The 21,348-nt window shown below is 68.0% G+C and carries 17 protein-coding genes; 7 read left to right on the top strand and 10 right to left on the bottom strand.

The features are described from left to right. From msrB to GRI99_RS01945, 3 genes are read right to left on the bottom strand one after another with little or no spacing between them, the layout of a single operon-like run. On the bottom strand, positions 1-501 hold the full coding sequence (msrB, locus tag GRI99_RS01955) for a peptide-methionine (R)-S-oxide reductase MsrB (protein WP_160770316.1): 501 nt from the start codon (positions 499-501) through the stop codon (positions 1-3). Between the two features lie 10 nt (positions 502-511). After that, positions 512-1,789 carry an ABC transporter permease gene (locus GRI99_RS01950; protein WP_160770315.1) on the bottom strand — a complete coding sequence of 426 codons (1,278 nt, stop codon included), beginning with the start codon at positions 1,787-1,789 and terminating at the stop codon, positions 512-514. After that, a complete protein-coding gene (locus tag GRI99_RS01945; RefSeq protein ID WP_160770827.1) occupies positions 1,786-2,751 on the bottom strand; it encodes an ABC transporter ATP-binding protein in 966 nt (321 codons plus the stop codon). Before GRI99_RS01945 ends, GRI99_RS01950 begins: the two co-directional genes overlap by 4 nt. A 43-nt stretch (positions 2,752-2,794) precedes the next feature. Here GRI99_RS01945 and queG point away from each other — a divergent pair, with 43 nt between their 5' ends. Then, on the top strand, positions 2,795-3,856 hold the full coding sequence (queG, locus tag GRI99_RS01940) for a tRNA epoxyqueuosine(34) reductase QueG (RefSeq protein WP_160770826.1): 1,062 nt from the start codon (positions 2,795-2,797) through the stop codon (positions 3,854-3,856). A gap of 9 nt (positions 3,857-3,865) precedes the next feature. Here queG and GRI99_RS01935 read toward each other — a convergent pair whose 3' ends face one another. The 5 genes from GRI99_RS01935 to GRI99_RS01915 all read right to left on the bottom strand — a co-directional run bounded on the left by GRI99_RS01935 (position 3,866) and on the right by GRI99_RS01915 (position 12,417). Further along, positions 3,866-5,098 carry an NAD(P)/FAD-dependent oxidoreductase gene (locus tag GRI99_RS01935; protein WP_160770314.1) on the bottom strand — a complete coding sequence of 411 codons (1,233 nt, stop codon included), beginning with the start codon at positions 5,096-5,098 and terminating at the stop codon, positions 3,866-3,868. 32 nt (positions 5,099-5,130) lie between these two features. Next, positions 5,131-9,798, bottom strand: a complete 4,668-nt coding sequence (locus tag GRI99_RS01930; RefSeq protein ID WP_160770313.1) for an NAD-glutamate dehydrogenase — start codon at positions 9,796-9,798, stop codon at positions 5,131-5,133. Positions 9,799-9,879: 81 nt separating this feature from the next. Next, positions 9,880-10,875, bottom strand: coding sequence for an LLM class flavin-dependent oxidoreductase (locus GRI99_RS01925; RefSeq protein WP_160770312.1), 996 nt, complete (start codon positions 10,873-10,875; stop codon positions 9,880-9,882). 9 nt (positions 10,876-10,884) lie between these two features. Next, positions 10,885-11,658 (bottom strand): hypothetical protein, encoded by a 774-nt coding sequence (locus GRI99_RS01920; protein WP_160770311.1) that lies wholly within the window; start codon positions 11,656-11,658, stop codon positions 10,885-10,887. A 9-nt stretch (positions 11,659-11,667) separates the two neighbouring features. Continuing rightward, positions 11,668-12,417, bottom strand: coding sequence for an alpha/beta hydrolase (locus GRI99_RS01915; RefSeq protein ID WP_160770310.1), 750 nt, complete (start codon positions 12,415-12,417; stop codon positions 11,668-11,670). 63 nt (positions 12,418-12,480) lie between these two features. Between GRI99_RS01915 and thrS the strand changes: the two genes are divergently transcribed. Then, entirely contained in the window at positions 12,481-14,496 is a 2,016-nt protein-coding gene (gene thrS, locus GRI99_RS01910; RefSeq protein ID WP_160770309.1) for a threonine--tRNA ligase, read from the top strand. Beyond that, the gene (locus tag GRI99_RS01905; protein WP_160770308.1) at positions 14,493-15,272 is read left to right on the top strand and encodes a class I SAM-dependent methyltransferase; all 780 of its coding nucleotides are present in this window, start codon (positions 14,493-14,495) and stop codon (positions 15,270-15,272) included. Before thrS ends, GRI99_RS01905 begins: the two co-directional genes overlap by 4 nt. A 64-nt stretch (positions 15,273-15,336) precedes the next feature. On the opposite strand, the gene GRI99_RS18825 is transcribed toward GRI99_RS01905, so the two are convergent. Further along, positions 15,337-15,459, bottom strand: coding sequence for a hypothetical protein (locus GRI99_RS18825; protein ID WP_272917373.1), 123 nt, complete (start codon positions 15,457-15,459; stop codon positions 15,337-15,339). A gap of 61 nt (positions 15,460-15,520) precedes the next feature. Beyond that, the gene (locus tag GRI99_RS01900) at positions 15,521-16,513 is read right to left on the bottom strand and encodes an agmatine deiminase family protein (protein ID WP_160770307.1); all 993 of its coding nucleotides are present in this window, start codon (positions 16,511-16,513) and stop codon (positions 15,521-15,523) included. 77 nt (positions 16,514-16,590) lie between these two features. Here GRI99_RS01900 and GRI99_RS01895 point away from each other — a divergent pair, with 77 nt between their 5' ends. The 4 genes from GRI99_RS01895 to GRI99_RS01880 all read left to right on the top strand — a co-directional run bounded on the left by GRI99_RS01895 (position 16,591) and on the right by GRI99_RS01880 (position 21,330). After that, complete coding sequence (locus GRI99_RS01895) at positions 16,591-19,236, top strand: [protein-PII] uridylyltransferase family protein (RefSeq protein ID WP_160770306.1); 2,646 nt, start codon at positions 16,591-16,593, stop codon at positions 19,234-19,236. After that, entirely contained in the window at positions 19,233-19,706 is a 474-nt protein-coding gene (locus tag GRI99_RS01890; protein ID WP_160770305.1) for a peroxiredoxin, read from the top strand. The genes GRI99_RS01895 and GRI99_RS01890 overlap by 4 nt, the downstream gene beginning before the upstream one ends. Positions 19,707-19,780: 74 nt before the next feature. Next, complete coding sequence (locus tag GRI99_RS01885) at positions 19,781-20,506, top strand: ferritin-like domain-containing protein (protein ID WP_202392924.1); 726 nt, start codon at positions 19,781-19,783, stop codon at positions 20,504-20,506. Between the two features lie 152 nt (positions 20,507-20,658). Beyond that, a complete protein-coding gene (locus tag GRI99_RS01880) occupies positions 20,659-21,330 on the top strand; it encodes a M23 family metallopeptidase (RefSeq protein WP_160770303.1) in 672 nt (223 codons plus the stop codon). Positions 21,331-21,348: the final 18 nt, after the last annotated feature.

Below are 21,348 nucleotides of genomic sequence, written 5' to 3'. Positions count from 1 at the left end.
TCAGACGGGCCGGAAGGTCAGCGCCACGCCGTTAATGCAATGCCGCTTGCCCGTGGGGCGGGGGCCATCATCGAACCGGTGGCCCAGGTGCCCGCCGCAATCGGCGCAGTGGATCGCACGGCGCGGATAACCCAGGTGATAGTCGGTGGTATAGCCGATCGAGTCCGGCTGCTCCTGCCAGAAGCTGGGCCAGCCGGTACCGCTGTCGTACTTGTGGGCCGATGAATAGACCGCGTTGTTGCACCCCGCGCAGTGGAACATGCCGCGGCGGTGCTCTTCGTTCAGCGGGCTGGAGTAGGCCCGCTCGGTACCCTCCTCGCGCAGCACACGATAGGCTGCGGGACCAAGGCGGCGGCGCCACTCTTCTGCCGTGTAGTTCACGCGGAAGCGACCCTGCGCCCGGGCGCTGGTGGTGGCCCCGCAGGCGGCGATCACCGGCATGGCGGCGCCGACGGCCAGCCAGCCGAGCAGCGACCGGCGGGAGAGCTTGTCTGTTGTCATGCCGTGCTCCTTACGCGGAGCCAGCCGAACCCTTGCTGAACAATCCGCGCACCAGTGTTACCAGCGAGCGCGACTTGCGGGAAGCACCCTGCGGCCCGGACTTTAGTACCCGTTTGCGGAACAGCCCCGCCCCGAGCTTGACGAACAGGGCGACGCAGGCCCCCTGCCACGCCAGTGCCAAGACGTGCGGCCACACCGCTTCATCCATCGCCGCGTGGCCCAGCATGGCGAAAGGCGAGCTGAGCGGGAAAACCATGGCTGCATGGTCCACCCATTCGCCCGGCCTGGTCAGCGCTGCACTGGCAAACAGGAACACCAGGATCTGGCTCATGGTCACGGGCATCGAGAGGGTCTGTACCTCGCGCACTGTCGCCGCCATGGACCCCACCGCCAGGAAGATCGCGCCGAGCAGCAGGTAACCCATGCCGAAATAGGCGGCGGCCAGCGCCAGGAACAGCGGCCAGCCCACCCCGGGACTGGCAAGATCCTCGAGCGACCGCCCTCCGATGGCTAGCAGCGTGGCCCCGGCGGTGCCCCAAACGGTTATGCCCACCACGCTGATCGCCAGCATGGCAAACAGCTTGCCCATAAACACCGCGTCCATCGGCACGGCGGCGGCCAGGATCTCGATGATCTTGTTGCCCTTTTCCTCGACCAGGTTCGACAGGACCATGCCCGCCAGCAGCATGATCAGCATGAACAATACCACCTGGCCCGTGCGCGCCGTGCCATATCGGCCCCGGTTCTGGTCGGCCCCGCTGGTGGCCACGGCCACGGTACCGACGGGGGGATAGGCCAGCGTTTGCTCCTGCCGCGCGGTGGCGGCGATATAGGCTACGGTTCCGCTCCAGCGGGCCAGATTGGCCTCGGGCGCGGTCAGGGTGGGCTGGTCCAGCGTGCCGGTGATGATGGCGGCAAGCTGCCCCTCGCGCCCTTCCAGCAGCGGGGCGGCGGCGAAATCCTCGCCCGGTTGCAGGCGTCTTACCACCACGAAGGGCGGGATTGCGGGCCCCAGCTTCCCGGCCAGTTCCTCGCGCGCGGCCAGCATCGCGTCCACATCTGGCGTCGGCATGGCCAGGCCCACGTCGGCGGACAGGATCTGGTTCTGCACCTGCCCGCCGACCCCGGCGGCCAGGCTGCCCACCACCAGCGGGAACAGCGGTCCCAGCAGGAAGAAGATGAATGCGCGGCTGAACAGGATGGCCACGAAATCGCGCCGCGCCACCACCCAGGCGGCGCGCCACAGCGGCAGGCGGCCATTGGCGGCGGTGATCTCTACGCCGCTCATGCGGCCTGCTCCTCGTCCTGTCCGGCGTCGGTGACCAGCCGGGCAGCGGCGGCCTCGCCCGCGATGGCCACGAAGGCATCGTGCAGGCCGGCGCGTTCGATGGAGAGCGAGCGGATGCCCGCGTTGCCCTCGATCAGGGCTTTCAGCAGCGGCTCGATCCCGCTTTCGGGCAGCGGGAAGAAACGGAACTGGCCCACCTTGCGGGTGCTTGCAGGGAGAGCGGCGGTCCAGGGGCCAGCGTCCGCACTGGTTTCCAGCCGCACCTGGGCAGGAATCCGGTCGCGTGCTTCGTCCACCCGGCCGGCAAAGGGCACCTTGCCGCCGGCAATGATGGCAATGCCTTCGCACAGGCGCTCGGCATGGGCGATCACGTGGGTGGAGAAGATTACCGTCACGCCCCGGTCCGCCAGGCCGCGGATTAGCACTTCTAACTTCCCCTGGTTGATCGCGTCGAGGCCGGAGAACGGCTCGTCCAGCACCACCAGTTGCGGTTCGTGGACCAGGGTGCCCAGCAGCTGCACGATCTGCGCCATGCCCTTGGACAGCTGGCGGATCTGCCGGTCGGCCGCGTGGCCAAGGCCCTGCTCTTCCAGCAGGGCGCGGCCCCGGTTGCGCGCCTCTTTGAGCGGCAGGCCGCGCAGCGCACCCATGTAGCCGATGGCATCATAAGCCTTCATCGAGGGATAGAGGCCCCGCTCCTCGGGCAGGTAGCCGATCAGGCGCGCCACATCGCGCGGATTGTCGTGCCCCAGTACGCGGCGATAGCCCTCGTCCGGATCGATGATGCCCAGCAGCATCCGAAGAGTGGTGGTCTTGCCCGCACCGTTGGGCCCCAGGATGCCGGTGATCGACCCGCGCGGCACGGCCAGGTCCACCCCGTCCACCGCCAGCGTCTCGTCGAACCGCTTGACCAGGCCGCGCGCTTCGATCGCCAGTTCGGGCGTGGTGGTGGGAAAATCCATTCCCGCGCGGTACAGGCCAACAATGAACAGCAGCAAGGTCAATATGGTTAACGCGGGCGACATCATGTCGCTTCAGCAAGACCTGCGGGCCGAGGCAGCCCGGCTGGGCTTCGTCGCCGTGGGCTTTGCTCCCGCCACAGACGATCCGGAGGTGGCCCGGCGGCTGCACGAATGGCTGGCGGCAGGCTATCACGGCACGATGGGCTGGATGGCCGACCGGGCCGACGTGCGCCAGGGCCCGCATAGCATGTGGCCGGCGGCGGACAGCGTGATCGCGCTGGGCATGTCCTATTGCCCCGATGGCGACCCGCTGGCGCTGGAGGGTGATCCGGAGAAGGCGCGCATCTCGGTCTATGCCCAGGGGCGGGACTATCACGATGTGCTGAAGAAGGCGGCCAAGGCGCTGGCCCGCTGGCTGACTGCCGAGGGGGAGAAGCGCGGCATCCCGGTAGAGCTGAAACTGTTCGTCGATACTGCGCCGGTGATGGAAAAGCCGCTGGGCCAGGCGGCCGGGCTGGGTTGGCAGGGCAAGCATACCTGCCTGGTAAGCCGCACGCACGGTTCGTGGCTGTTCCTGGGGGCGATCTATACAACGGTGCCCTTCGTGCCCGACCAGCCGCACAAGGACCGCTGCGGATCGTGCACTGCGTGCCAGGTGGCCTGCCCCACCAATGCGTTTCCTGCGCCCTACCAGATCGACGCGCGGCGGTGCATTTCCTACCTGAATATCGAGCACAAGGGGCCGGTGGCGGAGGAGTTCCGCGAGGCGCTGGGCAACCGGATCTATGGCTGTGACGATTGCCTGGCCGTATGCCCGTGGAACAAGTTTGCCGATGTGGCGGCGCGCAACATGGCTTTCGTGGCGCGCGAAGACCTGGTGGCGCCCAGGCTCGACGAGCTGCTAGCGCTTGACGACGCGGCCTTCCGGGCGAAGTTTTCCGGCAGCCCGATCAAGCGCATCGGGCGCAACCGGTTCGTCCGCAACTGCCTCTATGCGGCGGGCAACTCGCGCAATCCGGCGCTGCGTGCGCATGTGGCGGCGCTGCTCGACGATCCGGACGAGGTGGTGGCCGATGCCGCCCGCTGGGCGCTGCACCGGCTCTAGGGCGCGGCTCTAGATTGCGTCCTTCAGTGCCACATCGGGATCGGCCAGCTTGTCCGCATCCATAACGGCCTTCGCCTTGATCAGCTTCTGCCCCTGCACATAGTCGCGAGTGCGGTTGACCGCGTCCACTGCCACGATCCGCCCGCCTTTCAGGTAGACAACCGCCATGTCGTTGCCTTCGGCCCCCTGCCGCACTACCACGGTGTCATGCCCGGTGGAAAGGCCGGCGGTCTGCAGTCTCAGGTCATACTGGTTGGACCAGAACCAGGGCAGCGCGTCATAGGCCTGCCGGTCACCGCAGATCGCTTTGGCGACCACGGCGGCCATGTCATGCGCGTTCTGAACGCTTTCGAGGCGGATCACCGCACCATCGGCGTAAGCGTTCGCATGGGCGGCACAATCTCCGATGGCGTAAACATCGGGCAGGCTGGTGCGGCAGAACTCGTCCACGTCCACCCCGTTGCCGCCGGCAGCGCCAGCCGCGATCAGCGGGGCCACGGCGGGCACGATGCCGATGCCGACCACCACCAGTTCGGCCGCGATCTCCTCGCCGCCTGCCAGCCGAACGCCGGCCACGTGGCCCGCGCCGTTGTCCAGCAGGCATTCCACCTGGGCATCGAGCCGCAGGTCCACCCCGTGGGCCACGTGCTGCGCCTCGATAAAGCGCGACAGGTCCTCCCCCGCTACTCGCGCCAGCACCCGAGGCAGGGCTTCCAGCAGGGTGACCGTGCATCCCAGCTTGGTCAGCACGGCGGCCGCCTCCAGCCCGATATAGCCGCCGCCGACTACGGCGATGCGGCGTTTGCCGGCATCAAGCGCGGCCATCAGCGCATCGGCATCGGCCTTGTCGCGCACGGCCAGCACGCCCTCCAGGTCTGCGCCCGGGCACGACAGGCGGCGCGGATCCCCTCCGGCGGCCCAGATCAGAGTGCCATAGGCAAGGCTCTCTCCACCCGAGAGGTGCAGGGTCTTTGCCTGTGGGTCCACCTTCACCACGGCCTTGCCGGGCATCTGGGTAATGGCCTTTTCCGCCCAGAAGCCTTCGGGCCGGATCAGGATCCGCTCGAACGTCTTCTCGCGCGCAAGATAGTCCTTCGACAACGGCGGGCGCTCATAGGGTGGCACCGCCTCGCGGCCGAGGAGGACGATGGAACCGGCAAAGCCATGCTGGCGTAGCGCGATGGCAGCCTGCGCCCCGCCGTGCCCGGCCCCCACGATGACGACATCAGCGGCATTGATCATGCCAGCGCACTTCGCGCGGGCCGTGGCTCAGGTCAAGCGCGTTGCAGCAGGCCGCGCGCCTGGCTGGCGATCTGCGCCAGCACTGTGGGGGCCACGGGCGCCTTCTCCCGGGCCCGGTCGACCATCTGGCGGAAACGGCGCACTTCTGCCTCGTGCGTGGCAGCCCAGCCAAAGACCAATGCGGTGATGTCGGCCTTGCCCTGGTGGCTAGCGACCAGGCGACGCAGCAGGTCGCCGCGCATCTGCTGGAAGTCGCGGGCAAGGCCGGCTACCAGCAACCGCTCCCACGGGTCCTGCGGGCTGGCGAGGGCGGCCTGGCCCTGCGCCCAGTCGATGCCCAGCACCTCGCCCACAGCCACGAAGGCATGGACCAGCGGCAGCGGTGCGAGGTCGCTTTCACGTGCCAGGCTGGCAATGCCGATGGCCCCGTCGAGCGCGAAGAGGTGCGCCACCTGCCCGGCCAGGCGAGGAGGTGCGCCCAGCGCGGTCAGCCGGCCGGCAATGGCTGCGGCCTGGCTGCGCGCTTCCTCGCCCAGCGTCTCGTCCACCTCGCCGGAGAGGGCGTGGACCTGCGGGCCGACAGCCTCGACCAGCGCGGCCACACCGTGGCGGGCGCCGCCCGATCGCAGCACGTCGGCCATGTGGCTGCGCAGCGCCAGCGCCATGTCGGCCAACAGGGCAAGCCGGGCAGCTTCGGGCATCTTCGCGCTGTCTATCGCGTCCCACAGGCGGTCGGCATCGAGCAGCAGGCAGGCGGCCAGGAAAGCCCGCGCCACCTCATCAAGGGTCGCGCCCTCCTCCTCGGCCAGCTCGAACGGGTGCACCGGGCCCAGCCGATTGACCATGCGGTTGGCAAGGCACGTCGCCACGATTTCGCGCCGCAGGCGGTGTTGACGCAGATAGGGGGCAAAGCCATCGCGCATCTGCAGCGGGAAGTCGGCCAGCAGCAGCCCTTCGGCTGCCGGGTCATCGGCCAGGGTGCCCAGTTCCAGATCGGCCTGCAGCGCCAGCTTGCTGCTGGACAGCAGCACGGCCAGTTCGGGCCGGGTCAGCCCCTGGCCATCGGCGGCGCGGCGGAGCAGTAGGTCGCTGGGGGCCAGGCCTTCGGTCTTGCGGTCAAGCTGGCCCAGCTCTTCCAGCGTCTCGATCAGCCGCACTTGCGATGCCGTGGCTGCGGCCCCGCCGGTCTGCGCCACCGACAGGGCGAGCGCCTGCAGCCGATTGTCCTCCAGCACCAGCCCGGCCACCTCGTCGGTCATCGCCGCCAGTAATTTGCGCCGTTCGGGCTCGGGCAGCTTGCCATCGGCCTGCGCGGCGGCAAGGGCGATCTTGATGTTGACCTCGTTGTCGCTGCAATCGACCCCGGCGGAGTTGTCGATGAAGTCGGTGTTGGATCGGCCAGCCAGCAGGCCGTATTCGATGCGCGCGGCTTGCGTCATGCCCAGGTTTGCCCCCTCGCCGATCACCCCCGCCCGCACTTCGCCGGCATCGACGCGAAGCCCGTCGTTGGCGTGGTCGCCCACTGCCGCGTGGCTTTCCGCCGTCGCCTTGATGTAGGTGCCGATGCCGCCGAACCAGAGGAGGTCCACGGGCGCTTTCAGCACGGCGCTGATCAGGCTTTCGGGGTCCATCTCGCTGGCGGTCACGCCCAGCAGGGCGCGCACTTCCTTGCTCAGCGGGATACTCTTCTGGCTGCGGGGGAACACGCCGCCACCCTTCGAGATCAGGTCGGCCTTGTAGTCCGCCCAGCTCGATCGCGGCAGGCCGAACAGGCGCTTGCGTTCTTTCCAGCTCGCCGCCGGATCGGGCTCGGGATCGAGGAAGATGTGCCGGTGGTCGAAGGCCGCCACCAGCTTGATCGTCTTGGAAAGCAGCATGCCATTGCCGAACACGTCGCCCGACATGTCGCCGCAGCCGGCCACGCGCACCGGGTCCTTCTGCACATCGGTGCCGGCTTCAAGGAAATGTCGCTGGACCGACAGCCAGGCCCCGCGCGCGGTGATGCCCATCGCCTTGTGGTCGTAACCCACCGAACCGCCGCTGGCGAACGCATCCCCCAGCCAGAAGCCGCGTTCCTGCGCGATGGCGTTGGCCGTGTCGCTGAACGTGGCGGTGCCCTTGTCCGCCGCGACCACGAAATAGGGGTCCTCCCCGTCGCGCACTACCACGCCTTCAGGATGGACCACATTGCCGCCGACGATGTTGTCGGTGACCGACAGCAGGGTTGCGATGAACAGCTTGTAGGCTTCCTTGCCCTCGGCTGCCCAGCCATCGCGATCCAATGCCGGGTTGGGCAATTGCTTGGGATAGAAGCCGCCCTTGGCCCCGGTGGGCACGATCACCGCGTTCTTCACCCGCTGCGCCTTCATCAGGCCCAACACCTCGGTGCGGAAATCGTCGCGCCGGTCGGACCAGCGCAGGCCGCCGCGCGCCACCGGGCCGGCGCGAAGGTGGATGCCTTCGACCCGCGCGGAATAGACGAAGATTTCCCGCCACGGCACCGGCTTGGGCAGGCCGGGGACCAGAGCGGAATCGAGCTTGAAGGCCAGCGCCCCGCCCTGCGCCGGATCGCCGGCGGGGGCGAAGGCATTGGTCCGCAGGATCGCCTCTATCACCTGCCAGTAGAGGCGCAGCACCCGGTCATCGTTGATCGCGGTGACCCTGGCCAGCCCGGCGCGGATCGCCTCGGAAGTGGCCTTCACGGCAGCCTCCTGGTCTCCCGCAAAGGCGGGATCGTGCCGTTGGCGCAGCAGCGCAACCAGGGCGCGGGTCACTTCCGGCGCACCGGCCAGGGCATCGACCACGGTGTAGATGGTGAAGGTGGCATTGGCCTGCCGCAGATAGCGGTAGAGCGCGCGCAGCCATTGCGCCTCGGCCGCGGACAGGGCCGTTTGCACCACCAGCCGGTTGAACACGTCATTGTCAGCCGCGCCGTCCAGCACGGCGACCACGGCCTGTTCGATTGCGGCGGCGCGATCGAGCAGCGGCGCCGCGTCCAGCCCGGCGGGAAGCGCCAGGTGGAAATCGTGGATCGTGCCGCCATCCGCGCCCTGCAGCATGGTCGCCTCCTCGCCAAGCACGCGGAAACCGAAGTTTTCCAGTGCGGGCACGGCGTCGGACAGGGCCAGCAGGCCGTGCGCCTGGTAGACCTTCAGCCGCAGGTCCTGCGGCGCACCGTCGACCGGGCGATAGAGCCGCACCGCGCGATTGCCGGCGCTGGCAGGCAGATGGCGCAGGCGGGCAATATCCTGCGCGGCTTCGGCTGCGCCATAGGTTTCGCGGTAGATGGCGGGGAAGCTGGCGGCATGGCGCATGGCCAGCGCGGCGGCACGGCCGGCTTCTTCTCCGGCGGCTACCAGCGCTTCCTCCACCGCATCGCCCCAGCCGCGCAGCAACGTCTGCAGCCGGTCATCGACCCGGGCCGAATCGGCTTGTCCCTGCGTTTCGCGTGCATCCAGCACGTAACGCAGCACCGCCAGGCTGCCGCCCTCAACGCTGAGGCTCCAGTCCAGCGTGGCCGTGCCAGTCTCCCGTTCCAGCAGGCCCTGGATCCGCAGCCGGGTGGCGGTGGAAAGCATGTCGCGCGGCAGCCAGACGAAGGCGAACACATGGCGGCCCAGCGGCGCGGTGACCAGCGTGGCGCGCGGGCGCGGCCGGTCGACCAGCGCCATCATCGCCGTGGCCACCCGCAGCACGTCATCCTGCGTGAACCCGATCACCAGGTCATGCGGCAGGACCGAGAGGGCATGGACCAGCGCCTTCTCGTCATGACTGCCGGGGACGAATGCAAACCGTTCGGCAATGGCCGCCAGCCGCTGGCGCAGCACGGGGACCTGGGCGGGCAGGGTGGCCAGGGCGGCGCTGGTCCAGATGCCGGCGTGGGCAGCCAGCGCGGCTATTTCGCCATCCTCGATCACCGGCACGATGAACAAGTCCAGCGGCACACGGCGGTGGACGCGTGACAGGCGGTTGGCTTTCACGATCAGGGGGGCGGGTGCCCGGCGGCTTTTGCCGGCCCTGGCGAAATGGGCGAAGGCGCGCGCCCAGCCATCATCCGACAGCAGGTCACCCCCGGCCCGGCGGCACAGGCCCAGCCCCTGGCGGTGCGATCCATCCCTGCGACGCACCACGTGGCCAAGTTGGGTCAGCATACCGCCAGCCAGCCAAGCCAGCAGCGCCGCGCCCTCGCCTTCGCCCAGCCGTTCGGCATCGGCGGCGAGGGCCTCCTTCATCTTTGGCCAGTCGGTCACCGCCACGCGCACATCGGCCAGCGTGGCTTCCAGCTCGGCCTCCAGCGCGCGCCGCTGGCGGGCATCGATGCGGTCGGTTTCCAGGTAGATCAGGCTTTCGGGAATGTTTCCCGTGCCCAGCGTGGCAAGGGTTCCATCGGCCTTGCGCCTAACCGGCACGATCGGGTGAACCAGCAAGTCTACCGTCAGCCCTTGCGCGGCGAGGGCATGGCTGACCGAATCGACCAGGAACGGCATGTCGCGATTGACCACGGCCACGCGGGTAAGGCGCCGCCCCTCGGTGACGGTGCGGACCAGCACCTTGCCGGTGCCTTCGGCGCGGTGCTGCGCGGCTTCCAGCAGGAAGGCGGCCACCTGGTCCAGCGCGGGGCCAGCCAGCGGCGCTTCACCCGGGAGGATAGAGCCAGCAATCCGCTCGGCAAGCTGCGCCAGCGCCTTCGACTTGGCCATCAATCATCCCTCTCTCGCCCGTGTTCGGTCCTGGCCAGCGCCATAGCCCCAAACTGGTTTTATCTGCAACCAGTTCTCTGATCAGGCGGCGGCACCCGCGCCCAGTGCCTCCACGGTCAGCCGTAACGATTGTTCCCGCGCCAGCGGATCATAGGTCGCACCCGAGACGATGATCTCGTCGACCCGGGTCCGCTCGACGAAGCGGCCGATCCGCTCGCGCACTGTGGCGGGTGAGCCAACCGCGCGCGCTGCGCCAAGCCGATCCAGCATCCCCTGCACGGTCAGCGGCAGGCTGGCGCGATAGCCGGGCACCGGCGGGGGCAGCGGGCCGGGATCACCGGTGCGCAGGGCCACGAAGGCCTGGTCCTGCGATGAACCGAGCAGCTCGGCCTCTGCATCCGTCTCGGCGCAGATCACCGTCATCGCCGCCATGGCGTGGGGCTTGTCGAGATAGGCCGAGGGGCGGAACTGCTCGCGGTAGGTGGCCAGCGCCGCATCGAGGTGATCGGGCGCGAAATGGCTGGCAAAGGCATAGGGCATACCCAGTTGCGCGGCGAGCTGCGCGCCGAACAGGCTGGAACCCAGCATCCACAACTCCACCCGTGAGCCGAAGCCGGGGGTCGCGCGGATCGGCAGGTCGATATCGCCGGTCAAAAGGGCGCGAAGCTCAACCACGTCCTGCGGGAAGTATTCGGCGGCGCGGCCCAGATCCTTGCGCAGCGCCTGCCCCAGGATCGGTGCGGCACCGGGTGCGCGGCCCAGGCCTAGGTCGATCCGGCCGGGAAACAGGGCATCGAGCGTGCCGAACTGCTCGGCAATCACGAAGGGGTTGTGGTTGGGCAGCATGATTCCGCCCGAACCGATCCGGATGGTGCTGGTCACGTGGCCAATGTGGCTGATGGCAAGGCTCGTCGCCCCGCCGGCAATGCCGGGGCTGGCGTGGTGCTCGGCTATCCAGAAGCGGTTGTAGCCGGCCTCTTCCGCAACCTGTGCCAGCCGCCCCGCCGCCCGCAGGGCTTCGCCCGCGCCGCTGCCCTCGCGGATGGGGACAAGGTCGAGAACGCTGAGCGGCACCATCGCTGCAAGCTATGGCGTGGCGGGCGCTTCTTCAAGCTGCGCGAGATATTGCCGGGCAGTGGCTGCCTGCGGCCCGCCCAGCGCAATCACCGCACCCCAGGCGGAGCGCGCGGCATCGTCGTCGCCCGCCAGCGCGGCGATCAGGCCGGCTTCCAGCCCGATCGCACCATCCTGCGGGGCTAGCGCGGCGGCGGTGCCGATCCAGCTTGCGGCATTCGTCAGGTCTTCCGTGCGCCGGGCCAGGGTGGCGGAAAGGAGCCATACCTCGGCCTCCTGCGGGGCCAGCTCGCGCGCCCGGGCCAGCGCCGTGCCGGCTGCGGCCGCATCGCCCAGCGCCACCAGTGCACGCGCCCGGTCGGCTGCGGCCAGGCCGGCCAGCCGGGCATCGCCGCCCGCAAGCGCATCGTCCATGGCAACGGCAAACGCCCCTTCGGCTACCAGCTGCTGGCCGGCCTGCAATGCCGCGTTACCCGCCATCGAGCCCAGCCGCGCACGACCCAGCCTGTCATCCACGGCGATCGCATCGCGCGCGGTCTGGAAGGCAAGCATGGCGGCATCCCAGCGCAGCAGGCCCATGTAGGCAAAACCCAGGCACTGCTGTGGCGCGGCGATGGAGACGCCCGATAGACCCTCCAGCCATTGGGAGGCGGTGGTGATCGCCTGCCCCGGATCGGTGCGGGCCTCGGTCACGCAGGCGGTCAGCCGGTCCTGTTCCAGGGTGGGCGGTGCGGTAGTGGCCTGTTGGGCAAGTGCGAGAACCGTAGCAAGAACGAGGGGGAACATCGGCAGACCCTACTTGAACCAGGCCAGCGTGTGCAGCAGCAGGGCGATGTCCCCATCGCGCGACAGCCGGTGATCCCCGCCCTTGACGATAGTCACCTGCACATCCTGTGAACGCAGGGCAGTGGCGAGACGGAATGCGATAGCGCTCGGCACGTCCGCATCCAGCTCACCATGGAGCAGGCGCACAGGGCAATCGAGCGTAATCCGGTTGCCCAGCACGCGTTGTCGCTGTGCATCCTGCCAGAACCGCCCGTGGGTCGGGGTGGGTTCGGGTCCATAGGGATTGGCTTCGAAGACGGTTTTTCCGGCCCGCAGCAAGGTTTTCTGCTCGTCGGAATAGCCCCAGTCGGAGAAGTCCGGCGCGGCGGCAATGCCCACCAGCCCGGCCAGCCGGTCCGCCTCCTGCAGCACCTGGCCCGCGCCCAGCATCAGCCAGCCACCCATGCTGGAGCCGACCAGCACCACCGGCCCTGCCACGACGTGCTCGATCAGGTCCAATGTGTCGTTGGTCCACTCGCTTAAAGTCTGGTCGGCAAACTCACCGTGGCTTTGGCCGCAACCGGCATAGTCCAGCAGCAGGCATTCGCGCCCCTCGTCCCGGCACCACTCGTACACCGCCGTGGCCTTGCTGCCTGCCATGTCGGACATGTATCCGGGCAGGAACACCACGGCCGGACTGGTGCCCACCTGCGAGCGTGGCAGGTGGCGAAAGGCAATGCGGTTGTGCATCATGGTGTCGAAGCAGCGGATGTCAGTCATCGGCAAATCATGAACCGACAAGCGCGGTTGAGGCAACGGGTTTGCCCCGCTATTGGCCTTGCCATGTCAGAAATGCTCAAGATCTCCCTGCCCGATGGTTCCGTCCGCGAGATGCCGCGCGGATCATCGCCTGCCGACGTTGCCGCCGCTATCGGTCCGGGCCTCGCCAAGGCAGCCCTCGCCGCACGGGTGAACGGGGAATTGCGCGACCTGACCCGCCCCTTCGAGGGCGATAGCGAACTGGCGCTGGTGACTGCCCGGGACGAGGCCGAGGCGCTGGACCTCGCCCGGCATGACTATGCCCACGTGCTGGCCGAGGCGGTGCAGGCGCTGTGGCCCGGCACGCAGATCACCTTCGGGCCGGCTACGGATGATGGGTTTTATTACGACGTGCTCGCCCCCGCCAGTCGCGCGCCTTTCTCCATGGAGGATCTGCCCGCCATCGAAGAGCAGATGCGCGCCATCATCCGCGCCGACAAGCCGCTGACTCGCGAGGTGTGGAGCCGGGCGGACCTGATCGCCAAGTGGCAGGCCGATGGCGAGACGTTCAAGGCCGAGTGGGCCGCCGAACTTCCCGAGGGCGAGGAACTGACCGTCTACAAGAGCGGTGAGGACTGGCTCGACATGTGCCGCGGCCCCCACCTGCCCAGCACCGGCAAGCTGGACCCGCAGGCCTTCAAGCTGATGCGCGTGGCCGGAGCCTATTGGCGCGGCGACCAGAAGAACCAGCAGCTTACCCGCATCTACGGCACGGGCTGGCTGACCAAGAAGCAGCTCGACGCGCATCTCCACAAACTGGAGGAAGCCGCCAAGCGCGATCACCGCCGCCTGGGCCGCGAAATGGACCTGTTCCACCTGCAGGAGGAGGCGCACGGCTCCGTCTTCTGGCACCCCAACGGCTATCGCATCTGGCGCGAGCTGGAGGCCTACATGCGCCGCGCCATTGACGGGGCGGGCTACCGGGAGGTCAAGACCCCGCAGGTGATGGATGCCCGCCAATGGGAACAGTCCGGCCACTGGGGCAAGTACCGCGCCAACATGTTCGTGATCCCCGATGAGGTGCCTAATACCGAGGACGAAGGCCCGGTGATTTCGGGTGAGGCCGACTGGATGGCACTGAAGCCGATGAACTGTCCGGCGCACGTGTTGATCTTCAAGCAGGGCATCACCAGCTATCGCGATCTGCCGCTGCGGATCTACGAGAACGGGTGCTGCCATCGTAACGAACCGCACGGCGCGCTTCACGGCCTGATGCGCGTCCGCCAGTTCACGCAGGACGATGCACACATCTTCTGCCGCGAGGACCAGATCGTGGCAGAAGTGCGCGCCTTCTGCGAACTGGCCGACAGGGTCTATCGCGACTTCGGATTTACCTATTCGATCAAGCTGGCGCTGCGGCCTGACCAGCGCTTCGGCAGCGATGCCATGTGGGACCAGGCCGAGGCAGAACTGCGCAACGCCGTGGTCGAGGCGGGCCTCGCGACGCCCGAGTACGGCTGGGAGGAGCTGCCCGGTGAAGGCGCGTTCTACGCCCCCAAGCTGGAATGGCACCTGACCGATGCGATCGGCCGCACCTGGCAGGTGGGCACGATCCAGTCCGACCGGGTGCTGCCCGAACGGCTGGACGCGGTCTATGTTGGCGAGGATGGCGAGAAGCACCGTCCGGTCATGCTCCACCGCGCGATCTTCGGTTCCTATGAACGCTTCATCGGCATCCTGATCGAGCATTTCGCAGGCCGCCTGCCGGCATGGTTGGCCCCCACCCAGGCCGTGGTGGCAACCATCGTGTCCGATGCCGATGGCTACGCCGCCGACGTGGCCAGACAGTTGCAGGCCGCCGGTATCCGCGTGGACACCGATACCCGCAATGAGAAGATCAACTACAAGGTGCGCGAACACTCGCTGGCCAAGGTCCCCCACCTGCTGGTGGTGGGCAAGCGCGAGGCGGAGGAAGGCACCGTAGCCCTGCGCACGCTGGGGGCAGAGCACCAGAAGGTGATGTCGCTGGCCGAGGCGCTGGCCCTGCTTCAGGCGGAATGCACTCCACCTGATCTCAAGGGGGGTAACCGGCGCCCTTGATCACCGCCGCCGCCCTTGATCGCGATGCCGGCGTGGCGCGGGCCATCGCGCGGGTGGAGGGCTTCAACCCCGCCAGCAACGGGGCCTACATCCGCTATCACCGCCAGCGCTGCATCGACGATGTGGCGCAACTGGCGAGTGCATTTCCCGGTGCCCGGATCCTCAACGTGGGCGGGCGGCCCTACCTGTTCGAAGCCATTGCCCAGGTTGCGGGCCTCACCGTCGATACGCTGGACATCGCCCCCGACCGTGATGCCGCGACAATTGCCGACCTTGGCCTGTCGGTGCGCTGCGTGGATATCGAGCACGCCGCCCAGCGCCAGGTGCTGGACCTGTCACCCTATGACGTGGTCTGCATGGCGGAAATCTTCGAGCACCTGCGGATAGACCTGGTCGGCACCTTCCGCGACCTCGCCGGCGCCATGCGGCCCGATGCCGTGCTCTACCTCACCACGCCCAACTTCTACTATGCCCCCAACTTCCTGAAGATGCTGGCGACGGGGCGCAGCGGGCCGCACCTGGTCAGCGAGTGGAACAAGCTGGCCGGTGTGGGCCACATGGGTCACGTGCGCGAATACGCTGCCGGTGAACTGGCCGAATTCTTCCGTTTTACCGGCTTTGCAGTGGATCGCCTGATCCGGCGGACCACCAATCCGCAGGCCCTGCTCGGCGGCGGGATAAAGCAGGTGCCGGGCAGGCTTTTGGCCAGGGGAATGACTGGCTTGTCCGATCGTTTTGCGCAGGAACTGGTCTTTATCCTGCGACCGGCTCGCTGAAGCGCCTACCGAAAACTCGCAACACCGCCGGCGAGAAAACTGTCGTGCAGGATTTCTGGCCGCGTCAGAGCGGCAGCATCTCGCCTGCAGCGATCAGCGCCGTAGCGCAGCCCAGCACGATCGCACAGCGCAGCAACTCGATCGAATCGAGGGCATAATGGCGCGAAAGGGCGATGGCCTTGCTCATGGCCAGCACCTTCGGCGCAAATCCCTAATGAAATGTAAACGCGGCTCGGTCCGGCCCCTGCTCAACAGGCAGCCGGCACGTGCTGGCTGCAGCAATGGAAGCTGCCGCCGCCGGTCAGCACGGCATCGGCCATCAGCCCCACGATGTCGCGCCCCGGGAACAGGTCGGCAATGGCTATCACCGCCGCCTCGTCCTGCGGCGACCCATAAACGGGCACTACCACCACCTTGTTGGCGATCACGAAATTCATGTAGCTCGCCGGCTCCACATCATCATCCTCGCCCATCAGGCCGGGCGAGGGGATGCGACTTACCTTCAGGCCAAAAGCCTCGGCGCGCGTGGCGGCATCGTCATAGGTGGCGGCATTGGGGTCATCCTCCTCCACGGCCACGGGAATGGCCACGTGGTCGGGCCCCACGAAGCGGGCCAGGTTGTCCACGTGCCCGTCGGTATGGTCACCCAGCAGACCGTTACCCAGCCACAGCACCCGGTCGAAGCCCAGGTCGCGCCCCAGCCGATCGGCAATCTGCTCGCGGGTCAGGTGCGGATTGCGGTTGGCATTCAGCAGGCATTGCTCGGTGGTCACCACCAGCCCGGTTCCGTCACCATCCACAGCACCACCTTCCAGCACCCAGTCGGCCTGGCCCAGATCGGCAAGGCCACCGGCGCCCACCAGCGATGCGGCCACTTCCGTATCGTGCTCCAGCACGTACTTGTCGCCCCAGCCGTTAAAGCGGAAGCGCCTCGCGGCGCGCTGTCCATTCCGGTCCAGCAGCACCAGCGGGCCGGTATCGCGCAGCCAGATATCGCCATAAGCGTGGCGCTCCAGGAGCACCGACGGATGACACAGCGCGCGTGCGGCCGCTTCGCTGGCACCGTCTCGCACGACGAGGCGCACCTGCTGGCCGCTTTCGGCAATGGCATTGGCGAAGGCCGCCACCTGCTCCTGCGCCGGTTCCAGGTCTTCCAGCCACAGGTCTGCCGCGGCGGGAAAGCCGATCCAGATCCACTCCTGCTCGGCCCATTCGGGGGGCATCTGATAGGTCGAAGTCATAGCTCAGCGCTTTGGCAGCGGTGGGCCCGGCAGGCAAGGTTCTTGCCCTGGCGCACCGGGCGGGGCAGGGAACGGGCATGACCGACTGGACGCACGCCCTTGACCGCGCCCGCACGCATTCGCCGTTCCTGGCCCTAGCCATGGGCCGCATGCCGCACCTGGTCGAAATGCTCGCCCAGGGTCGCGTGGAAGAGGCGCTGGCCCTCGCCAAGGCCGTCGAGGAGGCCGATGTCGGCCGCGCCCTGCGGCTGGAGCGCACCGGGCTGGCGCTGGTGCTGGCCGTAGGCGACCTGGCCGGCCACTTCCCGCTAGCCCGCGTGATGGCCGAGCTGTCCGCCCTGGCCGACCGGGCACTGGACAAGGCCATCACCACGGTCATCGCGCGTCGCATGCCCGATGCCCAGCCGGCCGGCTTCGTGGCGCTGGCCCTGGGCAAGCATGGCGCTGGCGAGCTGAACTATAGCTCGGACATCGATCCGATCCTGCTGTTCGATCCCGAGACCCTGCCCCATCGCGCCAGCGAGGAGCCGGCCGAAGCGGCCCAGCGCTATGCCCGCGGTATCGTGGAACTGCTGTCGCACCAGACCGGTGATGGCTATGTCTTCCGGGTAGACCTGCGGCTGCGCCCGGCCAGTGAAGTCAGCCCGCTGGCAATCTCGCTGGGCACGGCGATCAGCCACTACGAAAGCTCGGCGCTGGCCTGGGAGCGCGCCGCTTTCATCCGCGCCCGCGCCGCAGCAGGGGATGTTGCCGCAGGAGAAGCCTTTCTGGAGCAGGTGCGCCCGTTCGTTTGGCGCCGCAGCCTGGATTTTACCGCTATCGAGGAAATCCGGCGCCTCACCGCCCGCATCCGCAAGGCCTACACCGGGCCGCTGGTGCAGGGGCCGGGGTTTGATCTGAAGCGCGGGCGCGGCGGCATCCGCGAGGTGGAGTTCTTCGCCCAGACCCACCAGCTCATCTACGGCGGCCGCCGCCCGGAACTGCGCCTGCGCGGCACGCGGGAGGCGCTGGATGCCCTGGCGGCCGAGGGCATCATCGGGGTGGATGATGCCCTCGCCTTGGGGACCAGCTATGACCGTCTTCGCGTGGTCGAGCATCGTCTGCAGATGGTTGGCGACCACCAGACGCACAGCCTGCCCGCGGACGCGGCGGCATTGGACAATGTGGCCCGGCTGGATGGCCTGCCCGATGCGGCGGCGCTGGTGGCGGACCTTGGGCAGGTGTGCGGCCCCGTGGCGCAGCGCTACGATGCCCTGCTGGGCGAGGATGCCGAGCCTGCCGCCCCTACCCCGGAGGCGAGCGATCCGCTGGTGGCGCGGGTGCAACACTGGAAGGACACCATCCGCGCGCTGAAGGGGGTGGAAGCCCGCAAGGCGCTGGATGCCGTGCTGCCAGTACTGGCCCAGGCCTTCGCCAAGGCCAGCGCGCCCGAACAGGCCATGATCCGCTGGGAAACCCTGCTGGCCCGGCTGCCCACCGCGATCAACCTGTTCCGCCTGTTCGAACAGCGCCCCGGCCTGCTCGACCAGGTGCTGCGCCTGATCACTCTGGCCCCTCCGTTGGCCGATGCCCTGGGCCAGCGGGTGGGCCTGCTCGACACCCTGATCGATGCCAGCGCGCTCGATCTGCCCGAGGATGTGGCCACCCTGGTTGCCCGCATGGCCGCCAGCGAGCAGCCGGACTACGAGGCGCGGCTAGGTCGCCTGCGCGAGGTGGTGGGCGAAGAGCGCTTTGCCCTAGGCGTTCAATTGGTCGAGGGCCGGCATGATCCCCTGGCCATTGCCGAGGGCCTGTGCCGCGTGGCCGAAGCCGCGCTGATCACCGGTGCTGACGCCGCGAGCGAGGAGTTTGCGCGGGTCCACGGGCGGATCAGCAATGCCGATCTGGTAATCCTGGGCCTCGGACGGTTGGGAGGCGGCGCACTGACCCACGCCTCGGACCTGGACGTGATCTTCCTGTTCGACGGGGCGGAACTGGGCGAGGAATCGGACGGATCCCGACCGCTGACCACCTCGCTCTACTTCAACCGCCTGGCCACCCGCGTCACCGCCGCGCTGAGCGTGCCGACGGCCGAGGGCGCGCTCTACGAAGTGGATACCCGCCTGCGGCCGCAAGGCACCCAGGGGCCGCTGGCGGTAAGCTTCGAGAGTTTCCAGCGCTACCAGCAGAACGAGGCCTGGACCTGGGAGCACATGGCCCTGTGCCGGGGTCGGGTGCTGTACGGCGCCCCCGCCTCGCGCGAGCGGCTGGCCAGCTTGATCCGCCAGGTGCTGGCCGCTCCACGCGATGCGGGCAAGCTGAAGGCCGACGTGCTCAAGATGCGCCACGACATGGCCGCGCACAAGCAGGCGAAAGGTCCGCTGGATGTGAAGCTGGCGCGCGGCGGCATGGTCGATTGCGAGTTCATCGTCCACTATCTGCAGTTGCGCGAAGGCGTGGCCCTGCAGCCGGGGGTCGAGGTGGCGAGCCGCGAACTGGCCCGCGCCGGCCTGCTGCCAGACTGGTTTGCCGACGCCTTCCTGTCGCTGGCCCGGGTGCTGATTGCCGCGCGACTGTTCGCGCCGGACGGGCAGGAGCCACCGCCTGCCGCCCGTATTGCCCTGGCCGAAGCCTGCGGCGAAACCGACTATGCCGCGCTCCTGCGGCGCATTGCCGAGGCCCGCCGAGCCGTGGCCGGCCAATGGGCCACCACCTTCGGCGAAACACTGGAGATCGAATCATGAGCGTTTTCCCCGAGGTCGGCGATGCAATGCCCGCCATTGCCCTGGACACGCCGGAGGGTGGCAAGGTGTCGCCCGCTGACTTCGCTGGCCGCAAGCTGGTGCTGTTCTTCTATCCCAAGGACGATACCCCCGGCTGCACGACCGAAAATCTGGATTTCAGCGCGCTGCAGGGCGAGTTTGATGTTGCCGGGGTGTCCGTGCTGGGCATCAGCAAGGATCCGCCGACCAAGCATGCCAAGTTCGCCGCCAAGCATGGCCTCACCGTGCCGCTTGCCTCCGATGCTGCCGAGGGTGGCCTGTCCGATGCGCTGGGCATCTGGACCGAGAAGAGCATGTATGGTCGCACTTACATGGGCATGGAGCGGACGACCTACCTGGTCGATGCTGCGGGCCAAATCGCGCAGGTGTGGCGCAAGGTGAAGGTAAAGGGCCACGCTGCCGAAGTGCTGGAGGCGGCGCGGGCGCTCTGATCGCGGTGGCCAGCGAGGACCTCTCCACCGCGATTCGCGCTGCCCTGCGTACTGCCGATCCGCGTGCCAAGGTGATGGCCACGCGCGCGCTGGTTCGCCGCTGGCGCAAGGGCGAACTGGCGCACGCGTTCAGCGTTACCATGCCCGACCGGCCAGCCTGGCCCGACTACCTGGAGCTGCGCCCGCCGGGCCAGATGCCCAAGCGCGGCAAAGGCGGGTCGGACCGCAACCGGCAGGCGCTGTGGCATTCGCTGGCGCATATCGAGTTCGTCGCGATCGACCTGGCGCTGGACATGGCCGGCCGCTTTGGCGGTGCCATGGGCCGGGCCTTTGTCGGCGACTTCCTGTCAGTTGCGGCAGACGAAGCGCTGCATTTCGCGCTGGTTGACCGCAAGCTGCACAGCATGGGCCTCCGCTATGGCGACCTGCCGGCGCATGACGGACTGTGGGCCTCTGCGCAGGCCACTGCGCACGATGTGGCTGCCCGACTGGCGGTTGTGCCGATGGTGCTGGAAGCGCGCGGGCTTGATGTCACGCCCGCCATGATCGAGCGGGTCCGCGCCCAGGGAGACGAGCACGGCTCACGGATTCTGGAACGAATCCTTGACGATGAAATCCGGCACGTTGCGGTCGGGGCAAGGCATTTCAAGGATTGGTGCCACAAGGCGGCAGTGCCAACCGATTCAGCCTGGATTTCGCTGGTGAAGGAGCACTTTGCCGGCGTCGTTAAGCCGCCGTTCAACGACTCAGCGCGTCTCGCAGCCGGTTTATCGCGCACGGCGTATGGCGCGCTTGCCTAATCAAGCTTTGGCCCTCTACCCCTTGCAACACGCCAGGTAGGAGAAAGTTCCGGCATGGCAAATCTTTCGGACGGGAAGCCCGGGGCGGGCTGATTAGGGGTCCGGCGAAATTGACGAAGTGCCGCAAGGCGATTGAAAAATAAAGGGATCGTATGTTCGTCAAGTCCGCTTTTGGTGTCCTGGCCAGCCTCGTGCTCGGCGTGTCGCCTGCTCTTGCCAATGATGCTGCCGCTCCCGCCGCGGTCCAGATTGCCGGCGCCGTGGAAGCTCCGGTTGCCGCCGATGACGGCGAATTCAACGAACTCTTCGCCAGCTGGGGTGAATTGGGCAACGGTGGCATGGTGACCACCAGTGGCCAGATCATCGCCGCTCCGCGACTCGACGTGGCCATTCCCTCGCGCATGCCGCTTGCCGGCATGACGCTGACGAGCAGCTTCGGCATGCGCACCCACCCTGTGCTCGGCGGCCGTCGTCAGCACAACGGTGTTGACCTCGCCGCACCGACCGGGACCCCGGTCTATGCCACCGCCGATGGCAGCGTGGGCATGGCGCAGTGGTTCAGCTCCTATGGCAACTACGTGCAGATCGAGCACGGCGGCCAGCTCCAAACCCGCTATGGCCACCTCTCGTCCTATACCGTGGTCCCCGGCCAGCAGGTCCGCAAGGGTGACCTGATCGGCTATGTCGGTTCCACCGGCCGCTCCACCGGCCCGCACCTGCACTATGAAGTGCGTGTTGCCGGCGAAGCCGTTGACCCCACCCCGTACATGAGCGAGCAGTTTGCCGCCGTGGAAGTGGGCGCGGGCGGACAGGGCGGCGAATAAGCCCCCTACCAGCTTCGG

The sequence above is a fragment of the Alteraurantiacibacter buctensis genome, assembly GCF_009827655.1.
GTDB classification, from domain to species: Bacteria; Pseudomonadota; Alphaproteobacteria; order Sphingomonadales; family Sphingomonadaceae; genus Alteraurantiacibacter; species Alteraurantiacibacter buctensis.
The sequence above is the reverse complement of the archived record's forward strand: the minus strand, read 5'-3'. Positions and strand labels throughout refer to the sequence as shown.